This window comes from Kitasatospora sp. NPDC056184, assembly GCF_042268405.1.
GTDB lineage: Bacteria > Actinomycetota > Actinomycetes > Streptomycetales > Streptomycetaceae > Kitasatospora.
This window is the reverse complement of record NZ_JBHJUI010000008.1, coordinates 198,359-216,141: the sequence shown is the minus strand read 5'-3', so window position 1 is coordinate 216,141 and position 17,783 is coordinate 198,359. Positions and strand designations below refer to the sequence as shown.

Annotated in this window: 14 protein-coding genes; 6 read left to right on the top strand and 8 right to left on the bottom strand. The window is 73.7% G+C overall.

What is annotated here, in order from left to right; all coding sequences use genetic code 11:
- Nucleotides 1-133: 133 nt before the first annotated feature.
- The 5 genes from ACFC0B_RS18465 to ACFC0B_RS18445 form a co-directional block, all read right to left on the bottom strand.
- Nucleotides 134-1,183, bottom strand: coding sequence for a serine hydrolase domain-containing protein (locus ACFC0B_RS18465; RefSeq protein ID WP_376086862.1), 1,050 nt, complete (start codon nt 1,181-1,183; stop codon nt 134-136).
- 449 nt (nt 1,184-1,632) lie between these two features.
- Nucleotides 1,633-2,739: a sensor histidine kinase gene (locus ACFC0B_RS18460; RefSeq protein WP_376086969.1), complete on the bottom strand. Its 1,107-nt coding sequence runs from the start codon at nt 2,737-2,739 to the stop codon at nt 1,633-1,635.
- Nucleotides 2,732-3,427: a response regulator transcription factor gene (locus ACFC0B_RS18455; protein ID WP_376086861.1), complete on the bottom strand. Its 696-nt coding sequence runs from the start codon at nt 3,425-3,427 to the stop codon at nt 2,732-2,734. The genes ACFC0B_RS18460 and ACFC0B_RS18455 overlap by 8 nt, the downstream gene beginning before the upstream one ends.
- Nucleotides 3,428-3,768: 341 nt before the next feature.
- Entirely contained in the window at nt 3,769-5,217 is a 1,449-nt protein-coding gene (locus ACFC0B_RS18450; protein WP_376086860.1) for an amidase, read from the bottom strand.
- A 147-nt stretch (nt 5,218-5,364) separates the two neighbouring features.
- The gene (locus ACFC0B_RS18445; protein WP_376086859.1) at nt 5,365-6,585 is read right to left on the bottom strand and encodes an MFS transporter; all 1,221 of its coding nucleotides are present in this window, start codon (nt 6,583-6,585) and stop codon (nt 5,365-5,367) included.
- Between the two features lie 78 nt (nt 6,586-6,663).
- Between ACFC0B_RS18445 and ACFC0B_RS18440 the strand changes: the two genes are divergently transcribed.
- Both ACFC0B_RS18440 and ACFC0B_RS18435 read left to right on the top strand, forming a co-directional pair.
- Nucleotides 6,664-7,026, top strand: a complete 363-nt coding sequence (locus tag ACFC0B_RS18440; RefSeq protein WP_376086858.1) for a MerR family transcriptional regulator — start codon at nt 6,664-6,666, stop codon at nt 7,024-7,026.
- A gap of 71 nt (nt 7,027-7,097) precedes the next feature.
- Nucleotides 7,098-7,931 carry an alpha/beta fold hydrolase gene (locus ACFC0B_RS18435; RefSeq protein ID WP_376086857.1) on the top strand — a complete coding sequence of 278 codons (834 nt, stop codon included), beginning with the start codon at nt 7,098-7,100 and terminating at the stop codon, nt 7,929-7,931.
- 340 nt (nt 7,932-8,271) lie between these two features.
- On the opposite strand, the gene ACFC0B_RS18430 is transcribed toward ACFC0B_RS18435, so the two are convergent.
- On the bottom strand, nt 8,272-9,813 hold the full coding sequence (locus tag ACFC0B_RS18430) for an MFS transporter (RefSeq protein ID WP_376086968.1): 1,542 nt from the start codon (nt 9,811-9,813) through the stop codon (nt 8,272-8,274).
- Nucleotides 9,814-10,081: 268 nt separating this feature from the next.
- Between ACFC0B_RS18430 and ACFC0B_RS18425 the strand changes: the two genes are divergently transcribed.
- Both ACFC0B_RS18425 and ACFC0B_RS18420 read left to right on the top strand, forming a co-directional pair.
- Nucleotides 10,082-11,074: an Lrp/AsnC family transcriptional regulator gene (locus tag ACFC0B_RS18425; RefSeq protein WP_376086856.1), complete on the top strand. Its 993-nt coding sequence runs from the start codon at nt 10,082-10,084 to the stop codon at nt 11,072-11,074.
- 56 nt (nt 11,075-11,130) lie between these two features.
- Nucleotides 11,131-11,823, top strand: a complete 693-nt coding sequence (locus ACFC0B_RS18420) for a DUF6882 domain-containing protein (protein ID WP_376086855.1) — start codon at nt 11,131-11,133, stop codon at nt 11,821-11,823.
- Between the two features lie 192 nt (nt 11,824-12,015).
- On the opposite strand, the gene ACFC0B_RS18415 is transcribed toward ACFC0B_RS18420, so the two are convergent.
- Together ACFC0B_RS18415 and ACFC0B_RS18410 are read right to left on the bottom strand one after the other, a co-directional pair.
- Nucleotides 12,016-13,224: a Shedu anti-phage system protein SduA domain-containing protein gene (locus ACFC0B_RS18415; protein ID WP_376086854.1), complete on the bottom strand. Its 1,209-nt coding sequence runs from the start codon at nt 13,222-13,224 to the stop codon at nt 12,016-12,018.
- A gap of 149 nt (nt 13,225-13,373) precedes the next feature.
- Nucleotides 13,374-15,560 carry an MMPL family transporter gene (locus tag ACFC0B_RS18410; RefSeq protein WP_376086853.1) on the bottom strand — a complete coding sequence of 729 codons (2,187 nt, stop codon included), beginning with the start codon at nt 15,558-15,560 and terminating at the stop codon, nt 13,374-13,376.
- A gap of 258 nt (nt 15,561-15,818) precedes the next feature.
- Between ACFC0B_RS18410 and ACFC0B_RS18405 the strand changes: the two genes are divergently transcribed.
- The gene (locus tag ACFC0B_RS18405) at nt 15,819-17,078 is read left to right on the top strand and encodes a sensor histidine kinase (RefSeq protein ID WP_376086852.1); all 1,260 of its coding nucleotides are present in this window, start codon (nt 15,819-15,821) and stop codon (nt 17,076-17,078) included.
- Nucleotides 17,075-17,782, top strand: coding sequence for a response regulator (locus ACFC0B_RS18400; RefSeq protein ID WP_376086851.1), 708 nt, complete (start codon nt 17,075-17,077; stop codon nt 17,780-17,782). Before ACFC0B_RS18405 ends, ACFC0B_RS18400 begins: the two co-directional genes overlap by 4 nt.
- Nucleotide 17,783: the final 1 nt, after the last annotated feature.

Sequence of the window (17,783 nt, the reverse complement as noted above, 5' to 3'; positions counted from 1 at the left end):
CCGCGGCGGACCCCCTTCCGGGGAATCGGAGAGCGTGTTGGGGGCAACCCCTCACGAAATCGAATCTCGTGTCCTCCGCCGCTGCCGGCCATGGCAGCAGATCCCTTCTCTCCGCGTCCGCCACCGGACCGTTTCAGCCGCCGCCCCCGTCGCCGGGCGAAGCCCCGGTGATGGCCTGCGTCTCCCGTCCGACGATCTCCTGCAGCGGCAGGCCGTCGCAGTTGCCGAGGACCACGCCGACCCAGCCGGTGTACGGGTAGACGCTCCAGTGGGCACTGACACCGGGGTTGCCACCGCCGCGCCCGAACACCCACTGGCCGTCGGCGATGCGGACCGGCATGCCGTAGGCCCCGAACGACGAACCGCTGTGGGGAATCTTGGCCCCGGTGAGCAACTCCGCCCAGGGCCGGTGCAGCACCGTGCCGTCGCCCAGCGCGCACGCGAACCGGACCAGATCCGGCGCGGTGGCGAAGCCGCCGTCCCCGGGGGCGTCGATGAAGCTGCGGCCCGGGTTCTTGCCGAGTACGTCAGGGGACGGGCTGCCCTCGTCCAGGTTGCGGACCGCGTCCACCTGGCTTCCGTCGGCCAGCGTCATGTACGGGTGCGCGATGTGCTCGTCGGTGAGCCACCGCGGCCTGGTCCAGAACCCCGAGCCGGTCATGCCGCAGCGGCCGAAGACGTTCTCCTGCACGTAGTCCCAGTACGGCTTGCCGCTCACGGCCTCCACGATCAACGCGGGGATGACGACATCGGCGCCGGAGTGGCCGGTGCGAGTGCCGGGGGCCGCCACCGGCTCGGACTGCCGGATCCACTGCTCGTAGTACTCGTGCACCTCCTCCCGGCTCTGGAAGACGCGTCGAACGTCCTCGTCCGGGGTCTCCAGCCCGGAGGTGCCGGTGAGCAGGTGGTGGATGGTCACCTGCTCGGCGATGCCGTCGGCGTAGCCCTTCAGGTGGGTGCCCACCGTGTCCGACAGACTCAGCTTTCCCTGCTGTGCCAGTTGCAGGACGGCCACCGCGCCGAACGGCTTGCCCGCCGAGCCGAGGCTGAACGCGATGCCTTCGTGGTTGCGAATCCCCTTCTCCCTGTCGGCCATGCCGTAACTGCGGGACAGCACCGTCCGGCCCCGGTGCGACAACAGCACCACGCCGGAGAACCTCCCCTCGGCGGCCAGCTTCGCCACGTACTGGTCGTAGGCTCCGCCGGGACGGGTGGCCGGTGGGATGTCGGAGTCGGTCGGGGCCGGGTCTGTGTGGTCTGCGCGACCGGGTCGGGCGCCCGCCGGCGGCGCGCCGACCGCCACCGCGCCGGCGGCCGCCAACCCTCCCCACCCGAGCAACCGCCGCCGGTTGATACCACCTACGGAATTCAAGTCCATGATCACGGCCCTTTCCTGATCGGCGAGTCGACCGGTGCGGGTCCACCGGCGACCGCTGTCGGCAACCGATCACCCACCCATGTGGTCCTCGTGCCTCCACTGAAGACGGAAGGCTGTTGCGCTGGCGTATGCGGCTTTCCATACGCCGGCGATACGCCGCATCCGCGGCATCGAGGAACTGGCGCGGGTCGGCAGTGCGCCGGTCCTGCCGCCGGTGATCGCGACGCTCCGGTCGCGCGCATCCACCGGAAGGTCTAGGAGCTGCGCGGGGGCGATGCCTGCGGCGTACCGGGAAGTCGAATCGTCACGAGGAGACCGCCGGTGGGGCGGGGTGTGAGGTCGACGGTCCCGTCGTGTGCTCGGACGATGCTGTGCACGATGGCCAGCCCGAGGCCGACCCCGGCGTGTTCGTCGGTGCGCGTGCGTTCCGTTCCGCGCTGGAAGGGTTCGGTGAGGGTCGGTAGGAGTTCCGCCGGGACGACTCGATGACCGGTGTTCTCGACCCGCAGCACGCTCGCGTCGTGCTGCGATTCGATGTGGACCGTTACGGTGCCGCCGGAGGGGAGGTTGTGGACGATCGCGTTCTGGACGAGGTTGGTCACCATCCGCAGGATGAGCGCCGCGGAGCCGAGGGTCTGCGCCTTCTCGCCGGTGACATCGAGCGTGATCCGGCGCCTTTCGGCGAGGGGAAGCAGCGTTTCGGTGGCTTCTTCGGCGATGAGGGACAGATCGACGGGCTCGCGGGTGAAGCCCTTGCGGTCGGCGCGGCTGAGCAGCAGGAGGGCCTCGGTGAGGTCGATCGCCCGCGCGTTGACGGTGTGGAGGCGTTCGATGAGTTCGCCCTGGTCCCGCGTGGGGTCGTTGCGGGCGAGGTCGAGGAGTGTCTTCGAGATCGCCAGTGGGGTGCGCAGTTCGTGGGAGGCGTTCGCGGCGAACCGCCGCTGTTCGGCGACGTGGGATTCGAGTTGTTCGAGCATGGTGTCGAACGCGTCGGCGAGTTCCCGGAATTCGTCCCGGGGACCTTGCATACGGACCCGGTGGGACAGTGATCCGTTCGCGGCCGTCCGTGCCGCGTCGGCGATCCGTGTGAGTGGTGCGAGCATCCGGCCGGCGAGGATCCAGCCTCCCAGGAGGCCGAACGCCAGCAGGCAGGCCAGTGCTGTGGCCGCGGCGGGGGCGAACACGCGCACGAGGAGGTAGCGGTTGGGCGCGACCCCGAGAAGGCCCTGGGGGCTGTCGGGTACGTGGCGCAGCAGGAACACCCAGACCACGGCCAGCAGGAGAGTGCCGGCGACGAGCAGGAATCCGGCGTAGCTGATGGTGAGTTTCAGGCGGGCGCTGAGCCCCGGGCGCCTATCCATGGATGCTGCCGGGGTGTGCGGTGGCCGTGCCGGTGTCGATCCGGTAGCCGACACCGAGCACCGTGGCGATGAGCCATGGTTCGCCGAGCCGCTTGCGCAGGCCGGAGACGGTGATGCGGACGGCGTTGGTGAAGGGGTCGGCGTTGGCGTCCCAGGCGCGTTCCAGGAGTTCTTCGGCGCTGACGATGCCGCCTTCGGCGGCGACGAGGACTTCGAGCACGGCGAACTGCTTCCGCGTGAGCGCGACGTAGCACCCGTCGCGGAAGACCTGTCGGCGGAAGGGGTCCAGCCGCAGGCCCGCGATCTCGCTGACCGGGGGGCGGGCGGGCGCGCGTCTGCGGTCCAGCGCCCGCAGACGCAGGACGAGCTCCCGGAGCTCGAACGGCTTGGTGAGGTAGTCGTCGGCACCGAGCTCGAACCCGGACACCTTGTCGTCGATCCGGTCGGCAGCGGTGAGCATGAGGATCGGGATGCCGCTGCCGGAGGCGACGATTCGTCGGGCGATCTCGTCGCCGGAGGGGCCGGGGACGTCGCGGTCGAGGACCGCGACGTCGTAGGAGTTGACGCCGAGCAGTTCCAGAGCGGCATTGCCGTCGCCGGCGATGTCGGCGGCGATCGCTTCCAACCGGAGACCGTCCCGGACGGCTTCGGCCAGGTAGGGCTCGTCCTCCACGATCAACACGCGCATACCCGGAGCCTAAGCAGCACGGCATATCGCCGGCATATGCTTCTTCGCCCGGCTCGGCCTCGGCCCCGCCGTCGTCCGCCGGCCTGCCTCTCGGACAGCGTGTTGGGGGCAACTCCTCACGAGTCCGGATCTCGTATCCTCCGCCCCTGCCGGCCGTGGCAGCACGAAGGCCCCGACCGCCCAGCGGTCGAGGCCTTCGTCGTACCGTGCTCTCGGTTCCGGTCCCGGTCCGGCTTCCCGCCCGCAGGCGCCCTCGGCCGGGGAGGCGCTCCGCACACGACGAGAACGCGGCGGCCGGGTCGCCCAGCACGATGCCACGGGCCGGCGGCCCGGCGGGGCTCTCAGAATCCCGGCGGACGGCGGAACCCGCCGATCACCTCCGCGAGGCAGCGCACGAACTGGACCGCGGTGCGGTCGTGCAGATAGGGCGCGATCACCTGGATGCCGACAGGAAGCCCGTCCCGGGTCGCCCCGACCGGTGCCACCGCCGCGGGCAGATGGTTGACCGCCGACGGCGCCATCCACGTGAGCATCTCGCGGTACGGCCGGTCGGCGCCGTTGACCCGCAGGGTCCGGACCGACCAGCCGGGGTCGGGTCGGTGGTCGTGGGGGAAGGCGGCCGTAGGGCTCACCGGGCAGACGAGCACGTCGACGTCGCGGAAGAACTCGGCCCAGCGGCGGCGGGAGTGCTGCCGGCGTTCGTCGAGCGCGTGCCAGTCACGGAAGCGGATCGTCAGGTCCGACGCGAACCCGCCCGCCGCCCCTTCCGCCGCGGCGCGCTCCACGAACCCGGCATACGACTCGTCCGGCTCGACCAGCCCGCTCTGCGCCATCAGCAACGGCTGGTAGAGGGCCATCGTCTCTTCGAGCCCGACCGGTCCCCCGCCCTCGACCACGACGGCGCCCTCGGCCCGCACCGCCTCCAGCGCCGTCCTCATGATCGCGACCAGCTCGCTGTCGACGGGGCAGAAGGGGTCGTCGAGCCATGCGGCGACCCGGAACTCCCGCAGAGTGCCCGACCTGGCGGGGGGCAGCTCCAGCCGCCACCCCGGGGCGCGGTCGTGGTCCGCTCCCGCGAGGACGTCGAGGCCCAGGTCGAGGTCGTCGGCGTGCCTGCCGAGCGGGCCGAGGACCGCCATGTCGAAATCCGCCAGCGTCCCGGGGGCGTGTCCCGAGACGCTCCCGTACCTCGGCACGATCCCGAACGACGTACGCAGCCCGTAGACGCCGCAGAAGTGGGCGGGCACCCGTATCGAGCCTGCCGAGTCGCCGCCGAGCTCCAGGCCGGTCAGCCCCGCGGCGAGGGCCGCGGCGGACCCGCCGGACGAACCGCCGGGTCCGCGGGTCGGGTCCCACGGGTTGTTCGTGGTCCCGTAGACCTCGTTGTAGGTCTGCCAGTCCCGGGCGTCGGGCGGCATGTTGGACTTGCCGAACACGATCGCTCCCGCGTTCCTGAGCCGCGCGACCGACTCGGCGTCACTCGTCGAGACATGGTGTCCCCAGCGGGTCGACCCCCCGGTGGTCCGCAGGCCCGCAACCTCAAGGCTGTCCTTGATCGTCACGGGGACGCCGTGCAGGCGGCCGAGCGGCTCGCCGCGGGAGACCGCGCGGTCGGCCGCCAGTGCCGCGGCTCGCGCACCCTCCTCGTCCCGGGCGACGACGGCGTTCACCTTCGGATCGAGCCGCTCGATCCGGTCGAGGTAGTGGTCGAGAAGCTCGACGCTCGATACCTCCTTCGCCGCGACTGCGGCGGCGAGCTGACCTGCGGAGCGAAATGCCAGATCGGACATGCAATCTCCAGAAAAGGCCAGACCCGCGGCGGCCACATCGCGGTGGCCGACGCAAAATCCCTGTTCAGGGCGGATCTGAGTCGACCCTAACGGACGTGGGGGACCATGTCGGGGTGTGGCTTTCCTCACGTTCGGCGGCGGCTCCGCTCACACGACCGAGTGCCGCGCCCGCCCCGGGAAGGCGTGCCGCCGGCCGGCGAGGGTGGTGGCCAGGGCGGCGGCGAGGAGGACGAGGGCGGACCAGGGCAGGGCGGTCGGGCCGGAGTGGTCGAGGAGGAGGCCGCCGGCCAGGCCGCCGACGGCGATACCGAGGTTCCAGCAGGTGACGAGCAGCGACTGGGCGATGTCGCCGGCCGGTCCGGCCGCGTCGGCGACGGCGGTCTGGAGGAGGGTGGCGGCGCCGCCGAAGCCGAGGCCCCAGAGGGCGGCGGCGGCGTAGGCGGGCCAGCCGGTCGGGCCGAGCAGGGCGGCGGCGAGGAGCAGTGCCGCGACGGCGAGGAGGACGGAGGCGGCGACGGTCAGCGGGCGCAGGTGGCGGTCGATCAGGGCGCCGGTGCCGAGGATGCTCACCAGGGAGGACAGCCCGATGACGAGCAGGACGGTGTCCGTCCGGCCGTCGAGCCCCAGCGGGGCGAGCAGCGCGGCGATGTACGTGTAGAGGACGTTGTGGGCGAGCACGAAGGTCGCCGTGACGGCGAGGACGGCGGCCACGCCCGGCGTCCGCAGCACCTGGCGGACGGGGGTGCGGTCCCGGTCGCTCCGGCCGGGCAGTTCCGGGAGCGCGAGCAGCATCCAGCCGGTCAGTGCCACGGCGATCGCGCTCATCAGCCCGAAGGTGAACCGCCAGCCCACCAGCCCGGCCAGCAGGGTGCCGACGGGCACACCGACCGACAGGGCGACCGTCGAGCCGGCCATGGCGACGGCCATCGCCCGCCCGCGCTGCTCCGGTGCGACGACGCCCCGGGCGTACCCGGCCAGCAGCGCCCAGAGCAGCCCGGCGACCAGGCCGGCCGCGAACCGGGCGGCCATGGTGAGCGGGTAGTTCGACGAGACGGCGGTGACGGCGTTGGCCGCGGCGAAGCCGCCGACGGCGATCAGCAGCAGCCGCTTGCGCGGCAGGCGCCGGGTGGCGGCGGTCAGCGGGATGGCGGCCGCGATGGAGCCGACCGCGTAGAGCGTGACGGACTGCCCGGCGGCGGACTGGCCGACGCCGAGGTCGGCGCTCATCGCGGGCAGCACTCCGGCAGGCAGGGCCTCGGTCATGATCGTGACGAAGCCGCCGGTGCTCATGGCCAGCAGCGCGGGCCAGGGCAGCCTCGGGGCGGGGGCCGCCGGCGAGTCGGTGGTGCGGAGTTCAGGAGTGGGCATGGGCCCGATCGTCTATCGTTGACATCCGTGTCAAGGTCCAGCCGGGGAGGCCCCGGCCCGGAGTGAGGGTGGTCACACGTGCGCATCGGTGAACTCGCCCGGCGGGCGGAGACCACTCCGCGCCTGCTGCGCTACTACGAGAAGCAGGGGCTGATCACGCCGCGCCGCGAGGCGAACGGCTACCGCGCGTACGACGAGTACCTCGTGGACCGGGTGCTGCAGATCCGCGGACTGCTGGAAGCGGGGCTGCCGACCCGGATCATCAAGCAGGTCCTGCCCTGCCTGGGCACCCCGCGGACGATCCACTTCGCCGACGCCACGGCGGAGATGCTCGCCACCCTGGAGTCCGAGACGGACCGGATGAGCCGCCGGATCCTGTGCCTGACGCGCAACCGGGACGCCATCCGGGAGTACCTGGAGGTGGTCAGGAACCTCTCCTGACCACCGCGGATCCGCCGCCCGGACTCCGCCGCTTGACCTTGTCACGGGTGTCATGGTTGGACGCTGTCGTCATGACCGACACGAACGACACGACCGGCTCCGCGATCCACCACACCGCCTTCGGCGACGGCACTCCGATCGTCCTGATCCACGGCTACACCGTCGACCACCGCGTCCTGATCCCGCTGGAGGCCGCCTTCGCCGACCGCCCCGGCTGGCGGCGCCTCTACCTCGACCTCCCCGGCCACGGCGCCAGCCCCCGGCTGCCGGGCACCACCTCGGCGGCCGCCCTGACGGAGGCTGTCTGCGGGTGGATCGAGGACCAGGTCGGCCGGCAGCCCTTCGCCGTCGTCGGGCAGTCCTTCGGCGGCCAGCTGGCCCGGGCGGTGACCGCGCGGTTCGGCGAGCAGGTGCTGGGCTCGGCGCTGCTGGTGCCGGTGGTGCGCTGGGGCGCCGAGCGGGCCCTGCCCGACGAGTCGGTGGTCGAGCGTGACGACGACCTCCTCGCCCGCCTCCCGGCCGCCGACCGCGAGCTGTTCCGGTACGTCATGGCCCGCCACACCGAGCCGAGCTGGGAGCTCTTCGAGCGGTACGTCCGGCCCGGCTGGCAGGCGCACGACCGGGCGGCCGCCGCCGAACTCGAAACCGACTTCCTGCTGCCGCACTGGCCCGAGCACCGGACCCCGCAGCACCGCGGCCACCACCTGCTGGTCACCACCCGGCAGGACGCCCTGGTCGGCTGGCGCGACCAGCTGGCCCTGCTCGACCACTACCCCCGGATGGCCGCCACGGTCCTCGACGGCGCCGGCCACAACCCCCAGATCGAGGCCGCCGAGGCCGTCCGTGCCTCGTTCGGCCCCTGGCTCGACCGGCTCGCGAACGGACTCGGGAACGCCAACGCGTAGGAGGGGGGACGCCTGCGGACGCGCCGAGGAGAGGTGGAGAGCGTGTTGGGGGCAACCCCTCACGCGTTCGGATCTCGCTTCCTCCGCCGCTGCCCGCCAGGGCAGTCGAAGACCCCGACCGGGTTCCCGGTCGGGGCCTTCGTCATGACGCGGTCCCCGTTGCACGTCAGGGCCGGCGGCCGCCTCCTCGCACGGCGGCGAGCCTGCGGCCGTGATCAGGTCGGATGCCGCCCTCCCGCCACCTCGGTGAGGCGGCACGAGGAAACCTTTCCTCCTCTCCCGTGCCGGAGCCGGGTTCCTGCCGCTGCCGGATCTGCCGGGGAGGGGGCACGGGGAGGGGTCACGGGGTGCGGGCCGGCTGTCGGCCGGTGGCGGCCTCGGCGGGGGACGGGGCGGGTGCGGGGCGGGTGGCGGGCGGGGCCGGGCGCAGGAGGAGGGCGCAGGCGAGGGCGGCCAGCAGGGTGAGCGAGGCGGACACGAGGAGGCAGAGCCGCAGGCCGTCGAGGAAGGAGTCGCCGAGGGCGGTGAGGGCCTGGTCGGTGGCGGCGCCGAGGTCGAGTCCGGCGACGGCGGCCAGCCCCTGGTCGCGGGCGGTGTCGAGGACGCGGCCGCCGGTTTCCGCCGGTACGCCGGCGTCCGCCAGGCGGCCGGGCAGCGCGTCGAGGGCGCGGGTGGTGAGCAGGGCGCCGAGGACGGCGGGGCCGAGGGCGCCGCCGACCTGGCGGAAGGCGTTGTTGCCGGCCGCGGCCATGCCGGCCAGGTGGTGCGGGACGGACGAGACGGCGGAGGCGGTCATCGGGGTGAGGACGGCGCCCATGCCCAGGCCGAGCAGGACGAGTCGCCAGGCGAGCGAGCCGTAGGAGGTGTGGGCGTCGATGCCGGTGAGCGACAGCAGCGCACCGGCCGTCAGCGCCAGTCCGGCGGTGATCATGACGCGGGCGGGCACCCGGTGCATCAGCCGCCCGACGGGGACGCTGGCGACGAGGGACGTCCCGGCCATCAGGACCATCCGCAGGCCGGCCTGGAGCGTGGTCAGGTGCTGCACCATGCCGAAGTACAGGCTCAGCACGAAGAAGAAGCCGATCAGCCCCAGGAAGCTGATCATCGCGACCAGTGCGGTGGCCGTGAACGCCGGGCTGCGGAACAGGGCGGGGTCGAGCATCGGGCTCGCGCTGCGGTGCTCCACGACGACGAACGCGATCGCGCTGAGCACGCCGAGCGCCAGGGCCAGGACCACGGCGGGCTCGCCGAAGCCGTTCGCGCCGCCCTCGATGACGCCGTAGACGACCGCGGTGACGGCGACGGCCGCGCTGATCTGGCCCGGCCAGTCGAGCCGGCGGCCGTGCGGTGCGCGGGAATCGGGCAGCAGGAACGCCGCGACGACCAGCACGATCAGGGACACCGGGAGGGGCGGGAGGAAGATCCAGCGCCATTCGACGTGTTCCAGCAGCCCGCCGGCGATCAGCGGTCCCACGGCGAGCGAGGCCAGCAGGGACATCGCCCACAGTCCGATGAACCTGCCGCGCTCCCGGTGGTCGGGGACGGCGTGGCTGATCAGGGCCAGCGTGGTGGGCAGCAGAGCCGCCGCGCCGAGTCCGGAGGCCGCCTGCCCGGCCCACAGCATCTGCACCGAGTCGGAGGTCAGGGAGATCACGGCCCCCAGCGCGCAGAAGGCCATGCCCGTCCGGAACACCCGCTTGCGGCCGTGGACGTCGCCCCACACCCCGGTGGTCAGGATCAGCGCGGCCATCGGGAGCACGAACGCGTCCGGCACCCAGGAGAGTTGGGACGTCGAGGCGCCCAGTGCCCGCTGGATCGCCGGCAGGCTCACCGACACGGTGGTCACGGGCAGGTAGGCGACGAAGACGCCCAGGCAGGCCATGACGAGCGTGGCGGCCCGTCCGGCCCTGGGGCCCTGTGTCGTGGCGATCGTTGCGGAGTTCACGAGCACTGTCCTTCGACTGCGGGGGTGCCTCGCCGGCACCGGCTGCTGGACGGGCGCCGCCGTCCGGCACGCGCCCCGCTCCGGGGCCGGACGCACCGGCGGAGCCGCCGACCAGCTTCGGGCCCCGGGGCGCCGATCCCCCAGGCGATCCCGTCCGATGTCGTACAACCCTCGGATCGGCCGGTCTCCGTGTGATGATTCCGCCATGCCGGACGAGCTGGATCACAGAATCATCCACGGGCTCCACTGCGCCCCGCGCGTCTCCTTCCGCCGCCTCAGCGAGGTCGTCGGGGCGTCCGAGCAGACCGTGGCGCGCCGCTACAACGCGCTGCGCCGCGACGGGGTCCTCCGCGTCGTCGGGCTGAGCAACGCGGCGGCCGACGGCCGGGCCGAGTGGGTCGCGCGACTGCGCTGCCGCCCGGACTCCGTGGGCCCCCTCGCCGACTCGCTCGCCCGCCGGCCCGAGGTCGCCTACGCGGGCATCGCCTCGGGCGGGTCGGAGATCATCTGCATGATCCGCTCACCCGCCGGCACGGCCCGCGACGACGTCCTCCTGCGACGGCTCCCCAAAGCCGCCGCCGTCCTCGACTTCAGCCTCGACCTCCTCGTCCACACCTTCGGCTCCCACGGCCCCGCCGGCTGGACCGGCCGGGAGAGCTCCCTCACCGACGACCAGGTACGGCGGCTGACCGAGGACCGCCCCACCCCCACCGGCCGCCCGCTCCCCCCGCCCGATGAGGACCGCCCCCTCCTCGAAGCCCTGGCGGAGGACGGCCGCGCCTCCCACACCCGCCTGGCGGAGGCCACCGGCTGGTCGAAGCCCCGCGTCGCCCGCCGGCTGGAGGCCCTCGAAGCCGCCGGCTCCCTCGTCTACGACGTCGACACCCTGCCCGAACGCCTCGGCTACGAACTCAACGCCACCCTCTGGCTCCAGGTCGCCCTGCCCCGGCTCCACGAGGTCGGCGAAGAGCTCGGCCGGCACGAGGAGTGCGCCTTCGCCGCGGCCACCAGCGGCAAGCACAACATCATGGCCATCGTCATCTGCAAGGACACCCCGGACTTCTACCGCTACCTCAGCAGCCGCGTCGCCCGCATCGAGGGCATCAACGGCTACGAGATCAGCGTCCGCGTCCGCCGCCTCAAACAGGCCGCCTCCCTCATCCACCGCGGCCGGCTCATCCACCCCTCGCTCGCCTGACCGTCCCGTACGGGCCCGGGCCTTCGGCGTGCTCCCCCCTCATTAGGGTGATCCCCATGATGTCGACCTTCACCGATGCCTTCCTTCGCACCGCCGAGCACCACGCCGCCTGGGGAGCCGAGCAACTCGAGGCACTGGAGAAGGTGCTGCCGGCCGGGCCGTGGACGGCCGACCTGGACCAGTGCGTGTACCGGTCCGGCGGCCGCACCGTGCGGGTCGGGCTGCTCGGCACGTACGACGAGTCCGAGCGGTCATGGCTCTGGGCGTGGGCCAACCCCGGCCTGCGGGGCAGCGCGGTGGTCGCCGCCAGCGAGCGGATCGCCGAGTTCGGGCGCTCCAACGGTGTCCCCGAACTGCGGGACGCAGGCGTGGACCTGGCCGGCTTCGCCGACCCGCGCCGGGCCGCCGAAGCGCTCGCCTTCGTCGGCATGGGCGTGCTGGGCGCGGCGGGCTACATCAGCCAGGAGGCCGGGCCCGGCACCCGGGTCTACTTCGCGCCCGACGACCCGCAGATCCCGCACGCGGAACTGGATCCGGTCACGATGCCCCGCTTCCTGCTGACCGGCGCCGGGCTGTTCGGGCACTCCCCGTACGCGGTGGTGACCGGCTACTTCGCCCACCACGGCGTACCCGCCGACCTGGCCGCCGATCGGATCAGCGTCCGCCTGCCCGGCGGCGGCACCGCCGAGGTGACCTTCGACGCACTCGGCCGGATCGCGGCGGTCAACGGCACCGTGAGCGGCGCCTGACCCGCCCGTTCGGGGGAGAGCGGTCCGGTGACGGAGCGATCACGAATCGGCGGACGTCCGTCCCGTCCTGCCTCCCGTCCTCCCGTCCTCCCGGAAAGGGCGAACGCGTCCTCGCCCTCTCCCGCATCCACGGTGTGATGCCCGCGTAGCCGCGCCCGGCGGCCGGGGGTTCGGCCTGCTCGCAGTCGGCCGCTACGCCTCAAGGGGGCCGCCCAGGGAGCGTTCCGCGTTGTCGATGAGTTCCTTGTAGGTGAGGACCTCCACCCGGTTCACGTGGGTGTTGAAGGTCCGGAGCGCTTCGTTGATCTCCTGCTCCGGCACGTCCGGTTGAAGGGCCGGATGCCCGATCAGGACGATGGCGCCGGCGCGGCGGGTCTCGATGCCGAAGTCCTCGAAGATGCGTCGGCGGTCCTCGTCCAGCCCGACGAGGTAGTTGACCGCCTGGCCCACGGCGTCGTGCACCTCGGCGGTGGGTACCCAGGCTCCGCGGTGGCGCTTCACCAGGGAGCCCTTCAGGCTCATGGCCCGCTTCAGCTCGACGAGGTGAAGACTCCCGTCACCGCGGATCAGCGGGATGTCGAGCTCGTCACCGGGCACCAGCCTGCGGTGGGCGGCTTCCCCGACGAAGCGTCCGCCGAAGATCCAGTGCTGTCCCTCCAGAGCGCGCTGCAGATCCCGCTCGGTGGCCGTCCGGTCCTCCACCGCCCTGCGCAGGGCGGCCAGGCCTGCCGCCCGCTGCCGGAGTCGGGCCGCCCGGAGGATCAGCTGTCCTTCGGGGTCGGTGGCGAGCAGGGCCCACGCCTCGGGTGACGCGGTGATCCGCTGCGCGGCCTCCTCCGGGTCCTCGACGTCGATGCGTTCTTCGAGCACACGCTTCAGCCACAGCTGCCTCTCGGCCCGGCCGCGGAAGAGCGAGTAGCGCCCCGGCCGGTCGTCCGGTGCCGCCAGGTACCGCGCGTCGTGGCCGAGCGAACCGATGTGGGCGAGGAGGTCCTCCGTCCCCGCGTCCGGGTGCCGGTCCAGGAACTCGCGCCCCGCTTCGGCGGCGTACGTGAACTCGATCGACAACATGCCGCCGGCGAACCGCCGCAGGGTCTCGTTGCGGACGCCGTCCTGGAACAGGCGGTACCGTTCGGCGAACTCCGGCTGCAGGATGCGCTCTTCGGCGTAGTCGATGGAGTCCTGCAGCAGCCGCACGACGTCCCACTCGTCCGCCGCGGCCGCACGGCCGCGGGCCGCGGTCAGCAGCTCGACGAGGGCCTTGCCGCCCCTGCGGTGGCCGCGGCCGCTGCTCATGTGCCGGAGCGCGGCGGTGACCGCGCCTTCGACCTCGCCGTTCACCGTCCGCTCGCGGACGTACTTGAGCTGCAACTCCAGCGAGAAATCCGATCTGACGCCCATGCGGAAGAAGTATGAGCGGAAGGTCCGACACTCGGCCCGGCGCCGGCAGGCCGGAGGCCCGGCCCTCGGGGCGGGGGCCGGGCCTCCGTGGGCGTCCGGGGCAGGCGGACGCCCGGTCAGGGGGCGGAGCGGTCAAGGGGGCGGAGCGGTCAGGGGATGAGGACGCGGGCCGGGGCCGGCGCGCTGGTCGGGGCCGGGGTGGGGGTGGGGCGGAGGGGCCACCAGAGGGCGCGGCCGAGGAGGGCGGCCAGCGCCGGGACCAGGCCGAGGGAGAGGACGACGGCGGAGAGGAGGATGCCGAGCGTCAGCGCGAAGGCGATCTGCGCGCTGCCCGGGGTGGTGGCGAGGGTGGCGAAGGAGCCGGCCAGGACCAGGCCGGCGGTGGCGATGGCGGGCGTGGTGTGGCGGACGGCGCGGGCCACGGCGGCGCGGGCCGGGCCGGGGTGGTGCATCTCCTCGCGGATCCGGTCGGTGATGAGGATGTTGTAGTCGGTGCCCAGCGCGACGACGAACAGGAACAGCACCAGGGGGAGGGTGAAGTTGACGCCGGGTTCGTCCAGCACGTGCTGGAACAGCAGGGTGGCGGCGCCGAGGGTGGCGGCGAAGCCGAGCCCGACGGCGAGCATCAGCACCACCGGGGCGAGCAGGCTGCGCAGCAGGAGCAGCAGGATCAGGGCGATGAGGACGGCGGCGACCGGGAAGACGATCGTCAGGTCGTGGTCGACGGCGACGGAGATGTCGGCGAAGATCGCCGCCGTGCCGCCGACGTGGGCGCTCGTCCCGGCCGGCGTGTGGGCGGCGACGGCGGCGCGGACCGGGCCGGAGGCCAGCTCGCGGGCCCGTGCGCTCTGCGGGTCGGCGGTGAGGAAGAGGTCGATCCGGGCGGCGCGGCGGTCCTCGTTCAGGACGGTGCCGCCCACCTGGCCGACGCCCTCGGTCGTGGCGAGGGCGCGGGAGAGGCCGTCGAGCCGGGCGGGGTCGAGGGTGCCGCCGTCGTCGGCGGTGACGTAGACGGTGGTCGGGTCGGAGACGCCGGCCGGCAGGGCGCGGGAGATCTCCGCGGCGGTGGCCGCGGCCGCCGTCCCGGAGCCGCCGCCCTGGCCGTAGTCCATCCGGATCCCGGTCATCCCGGCGGCGAGGGCGCCGAGCAGCGCGACGGAGCCGAGCAGCAGGACCACCGGACGGCGGGCGACGAAGGCGCCGTAGCGGGCGGCCGCGCCCGCGCGCGGCTCACGGTCCAGGCTGCGGGAGGGCCAGAACATCTTGCGGCCGCAGGCGGCGAGCAGCGCCGGCATCAGGGTGAGGCTGCCCAGCAGCATGACCAGGACGGCGACGGCGATCGCCGGGCCGAGCGAGCGGAACTGCCCGAAGCTCGCCACGCCCAGGGTGGCGAAGGCGGCCACGATGGTCAGCGCGGCCGAGGTGATCGCGGTGCCGACCCGGCCGGACACCTCGGCGGCCGCCTCGCGGGCGGGCTGGTCGGGCCGGGCGCGCAGGTGCTCGCGGAACCGGAAGAGCAGGAACAGCAGGTAGTCGACGCCGATGCCGAGCAGCACCACGGAGATCAGGCTCGGGGTCGAGGCGTCCAGCTTGAGGCCGGTGAGCGTCGCGGCGCCGGCCACCGCTCCGGCGGCCACGCCGCCGATCAGGGCGACCGCGAGCAGCGGCAGCACGGCCGCGAGCACGCTGCGGAACACCAGCACGTTGAGCAGGACGATCAGCACGGTGACCAGGCTGCTGCCGATGAGCGCGGCGGTCCGGTTGTCGTCCGCGGTGTCGACGGCCTCGGCCAGGCCGCCGGTGAACCCGGTGCGCATCCCGGCGGCGGCGAACTGCGCGCGGGCGGAGTCCCGGAAGGTCCGGTAGACCTCCCGGACGCCCTCGTCCACGGCGCTGCCGGTCAGTTCGACGGAGAGCAGCTCGAAGCTCCGGTCGGGCGCCGTCATCGCCGGGGCCACCCGGGGGGTCTGCGAGCGGTCGGGCGTGAGGAAGGACGGCTCGTCCTCCTTCCTCGGCATGACGACCCGGCGCTTGCCGAGCTCCGCCGCCCCGGCCTCGATCCGCCGCTGGTCGCCGTCGGTGAGCGCCTTGCCGTCGCTCCGGGCGACCAGCACCGTGACCGTGGTGGCGTCGGGCCTCACCCCGAACCGCTCCTCGGCGATCCGCAGGGCGGCGGCCGAGTCGTAGCTCTTCGGCAGGAAGTCACCGGTCTGGGACTGGGTGACCCGGCCGAGCAGCATCGGGCTCAGCCCGGCCAGTGCCAGTCCCAGCACCGCCCAGAGGGCGATGACCTTCCACGCGTGTCTGGTGGAGAATCCGGTCAGTGCGCGGATCACGGTGCCCTCCGGCTGATGGACGCGAACGTCGGCCTGGTCGCCGGGGGTTCCCGGCAGGCTTCCAGACCATCAGGCGGAGGGGGTGCCGGGCGTCCGGGCAGCGGACGATCCGGGCCGGGGCCCCCGGTCCCCCCGGCGGTCCGGAACCGGGACCGTGCTCCTGGTACGCCCGCCCGCCCTCGGCCGGAGGGAGCATCCGGGGCCGGGCGGGCCGGTGCCAGAATGAGGCGTCAACGCTGGTCGGCCGGGAGGACGAGGATGGACGGGCGCCAACACCCCGGCGCGGCGGTGGACGAGGTGCCGCCGAACCGGATGGGCGGCCTGCCGTGGACCCAGGCCGACGCGCTGGTGGCCGTCGGCACCGGCACGCTGGACCTGCTCGCCCACCTGCTCGTCAGCGAGGTGTCGGGCACCCGGGGCGTCGGCGTGCCGGGCTTCGTCCTGCTCGTCCTGTCCGGCGTGCCGCTGCTCGCCCGGCGCCGCCACCCGGTGCGGGCGCTCGCCGTCGCCCTGGTGCTCCAGTCCGCGATCGACCTGTCGACCCCGATGGGCATCCACTTCGGCGCCGTCCTGACGGTGGCGGTGTACTCGGTCGCCCGGAACCGCACCTGGCAGGTCACCGCGGGCGCCGCCGCGGCGACGGCGCTGGTGACGATGCTGAGCCAGAGCAGCTTCCCGGTGCCCTCCGCGGAGGCGGGCATCGCGGCCGTCGCCTCCACCGCGCTGGTGGCCGGCGCAGGCCTGGCGGTCGCCCGCTGGCAGCGCGAGGTGGACGCCAACCGCCGACTGCTGGCCGACCGCGCGGTGGCCGAGGAGCGCCGCCGCATCGCCCGGGAGCTGCACGACATCGTGGCCCACCACATCACCACCATGCAGCTGATGGCCGGCGGCGCCCGTGCCAACCTCGCGAACCCCGAGGTGGTCCGGGAGGCGCTGGTCACCCTGGAGTCCTCCGGGCGGCTGGCCCTGCGCGAGATGCGCCAGCTGCTGAACGTCCTGCGGGCCGGTGACGAGCCGGACGCCTCCCCGGCCTCGCCCCAGCCCGGGGCGGACGACCTCGGCCGGCTGGTGGAGGAGTCCCGCCGCGCCGGGCTGCCGACCGGGTTCGGCGTGCACGGGCCCCGCCGGCCGCTGCCGCCGACCGTCGGCCTGACGGTGTTCCGGATCGTCCAGGAGGGCCTGACCAACGCCCGGAAGTACGCGGGGCCGGCCACCGCGTCGGTCCGGCTGACCTACCGCCCGGACGGGGTCACCGTCGAGGTGAGCGACGACGGCAGGGGCGTGCCGTCCCAGGACGCCGAGCACGAGCCCGGCCGGGGCGGGTACGGCCTGATCGGGATGCGCGAGCGGGTCGCCCTGCACGGCGGCACCCTGGAGGCCGGGCCGCGGCCGGAGGGCGGTTTCGCCGTGGTGGCCGAGCTGCCGCTGGCGGCGGACGAGACGGCCGAGGCGGCCGTCCAGCGCGGGGAGCGAGCGGAGCGCGCCGGCGGGCCGCGCGGGGAGGCGGTGTACCGGTGACGGCCGTGACGCCCGGGATCCGGGTCCTCATCGTGGACGACCAGCCGCTGGTCCGGCGCGGTCTGTCGCTGATCCTCTCGCCGGACCCGGCCTTCGAGGTGGTGGGCGAGGCGGAGGACGGGGAGCAGGCCGTCGCGCTCGCCCACCGGCTGAGCCCCGACGTCGTGGTGATGGACATCCGGATGCCCGTCCTGGACGGGGTCGCCGCGACCGAGGAGCTGGCCCGCACCCTGCCCGGGTGCCGGGTCCTGGCGCTCAGCACCTTCGACATGGACGAGTACGTGGTGGCCGCGCTGCGCGCCGGCGCGTACGGGTTCCTGCCCAAGGACGTCTCGCCGGAGGACCTCGCCGCCGCGATCCGCACCGTCCACACCGGGGAGGCGGTGGTCGCCCCGCGCCTGCTGACCCGACTGATCTCCGCCTACGTCCGGACGCCGGCCGGCGCCCCGCCGCCGCCCGACGTCGCGGCAGGGGAGCTCACGCCCCGCGAGGTGGAGGTGTGGCGGCTGATGGCCGCCGGCCTCGACAACGCCGCGATCGCCCGGGCGATGGACATCAGCCACTCCACGGTGAAGAACCACATCACCAGCCTCTTCGGCAAGCTCGACGTGCGCGACCGCGCCCAGGCGGTCATCGCGGCGTACGAGTCCGGCCTGGTCACCGCCCGTTCGGGCGGCGGCGACCAGGCCGGCGGGAGGGGTTAGG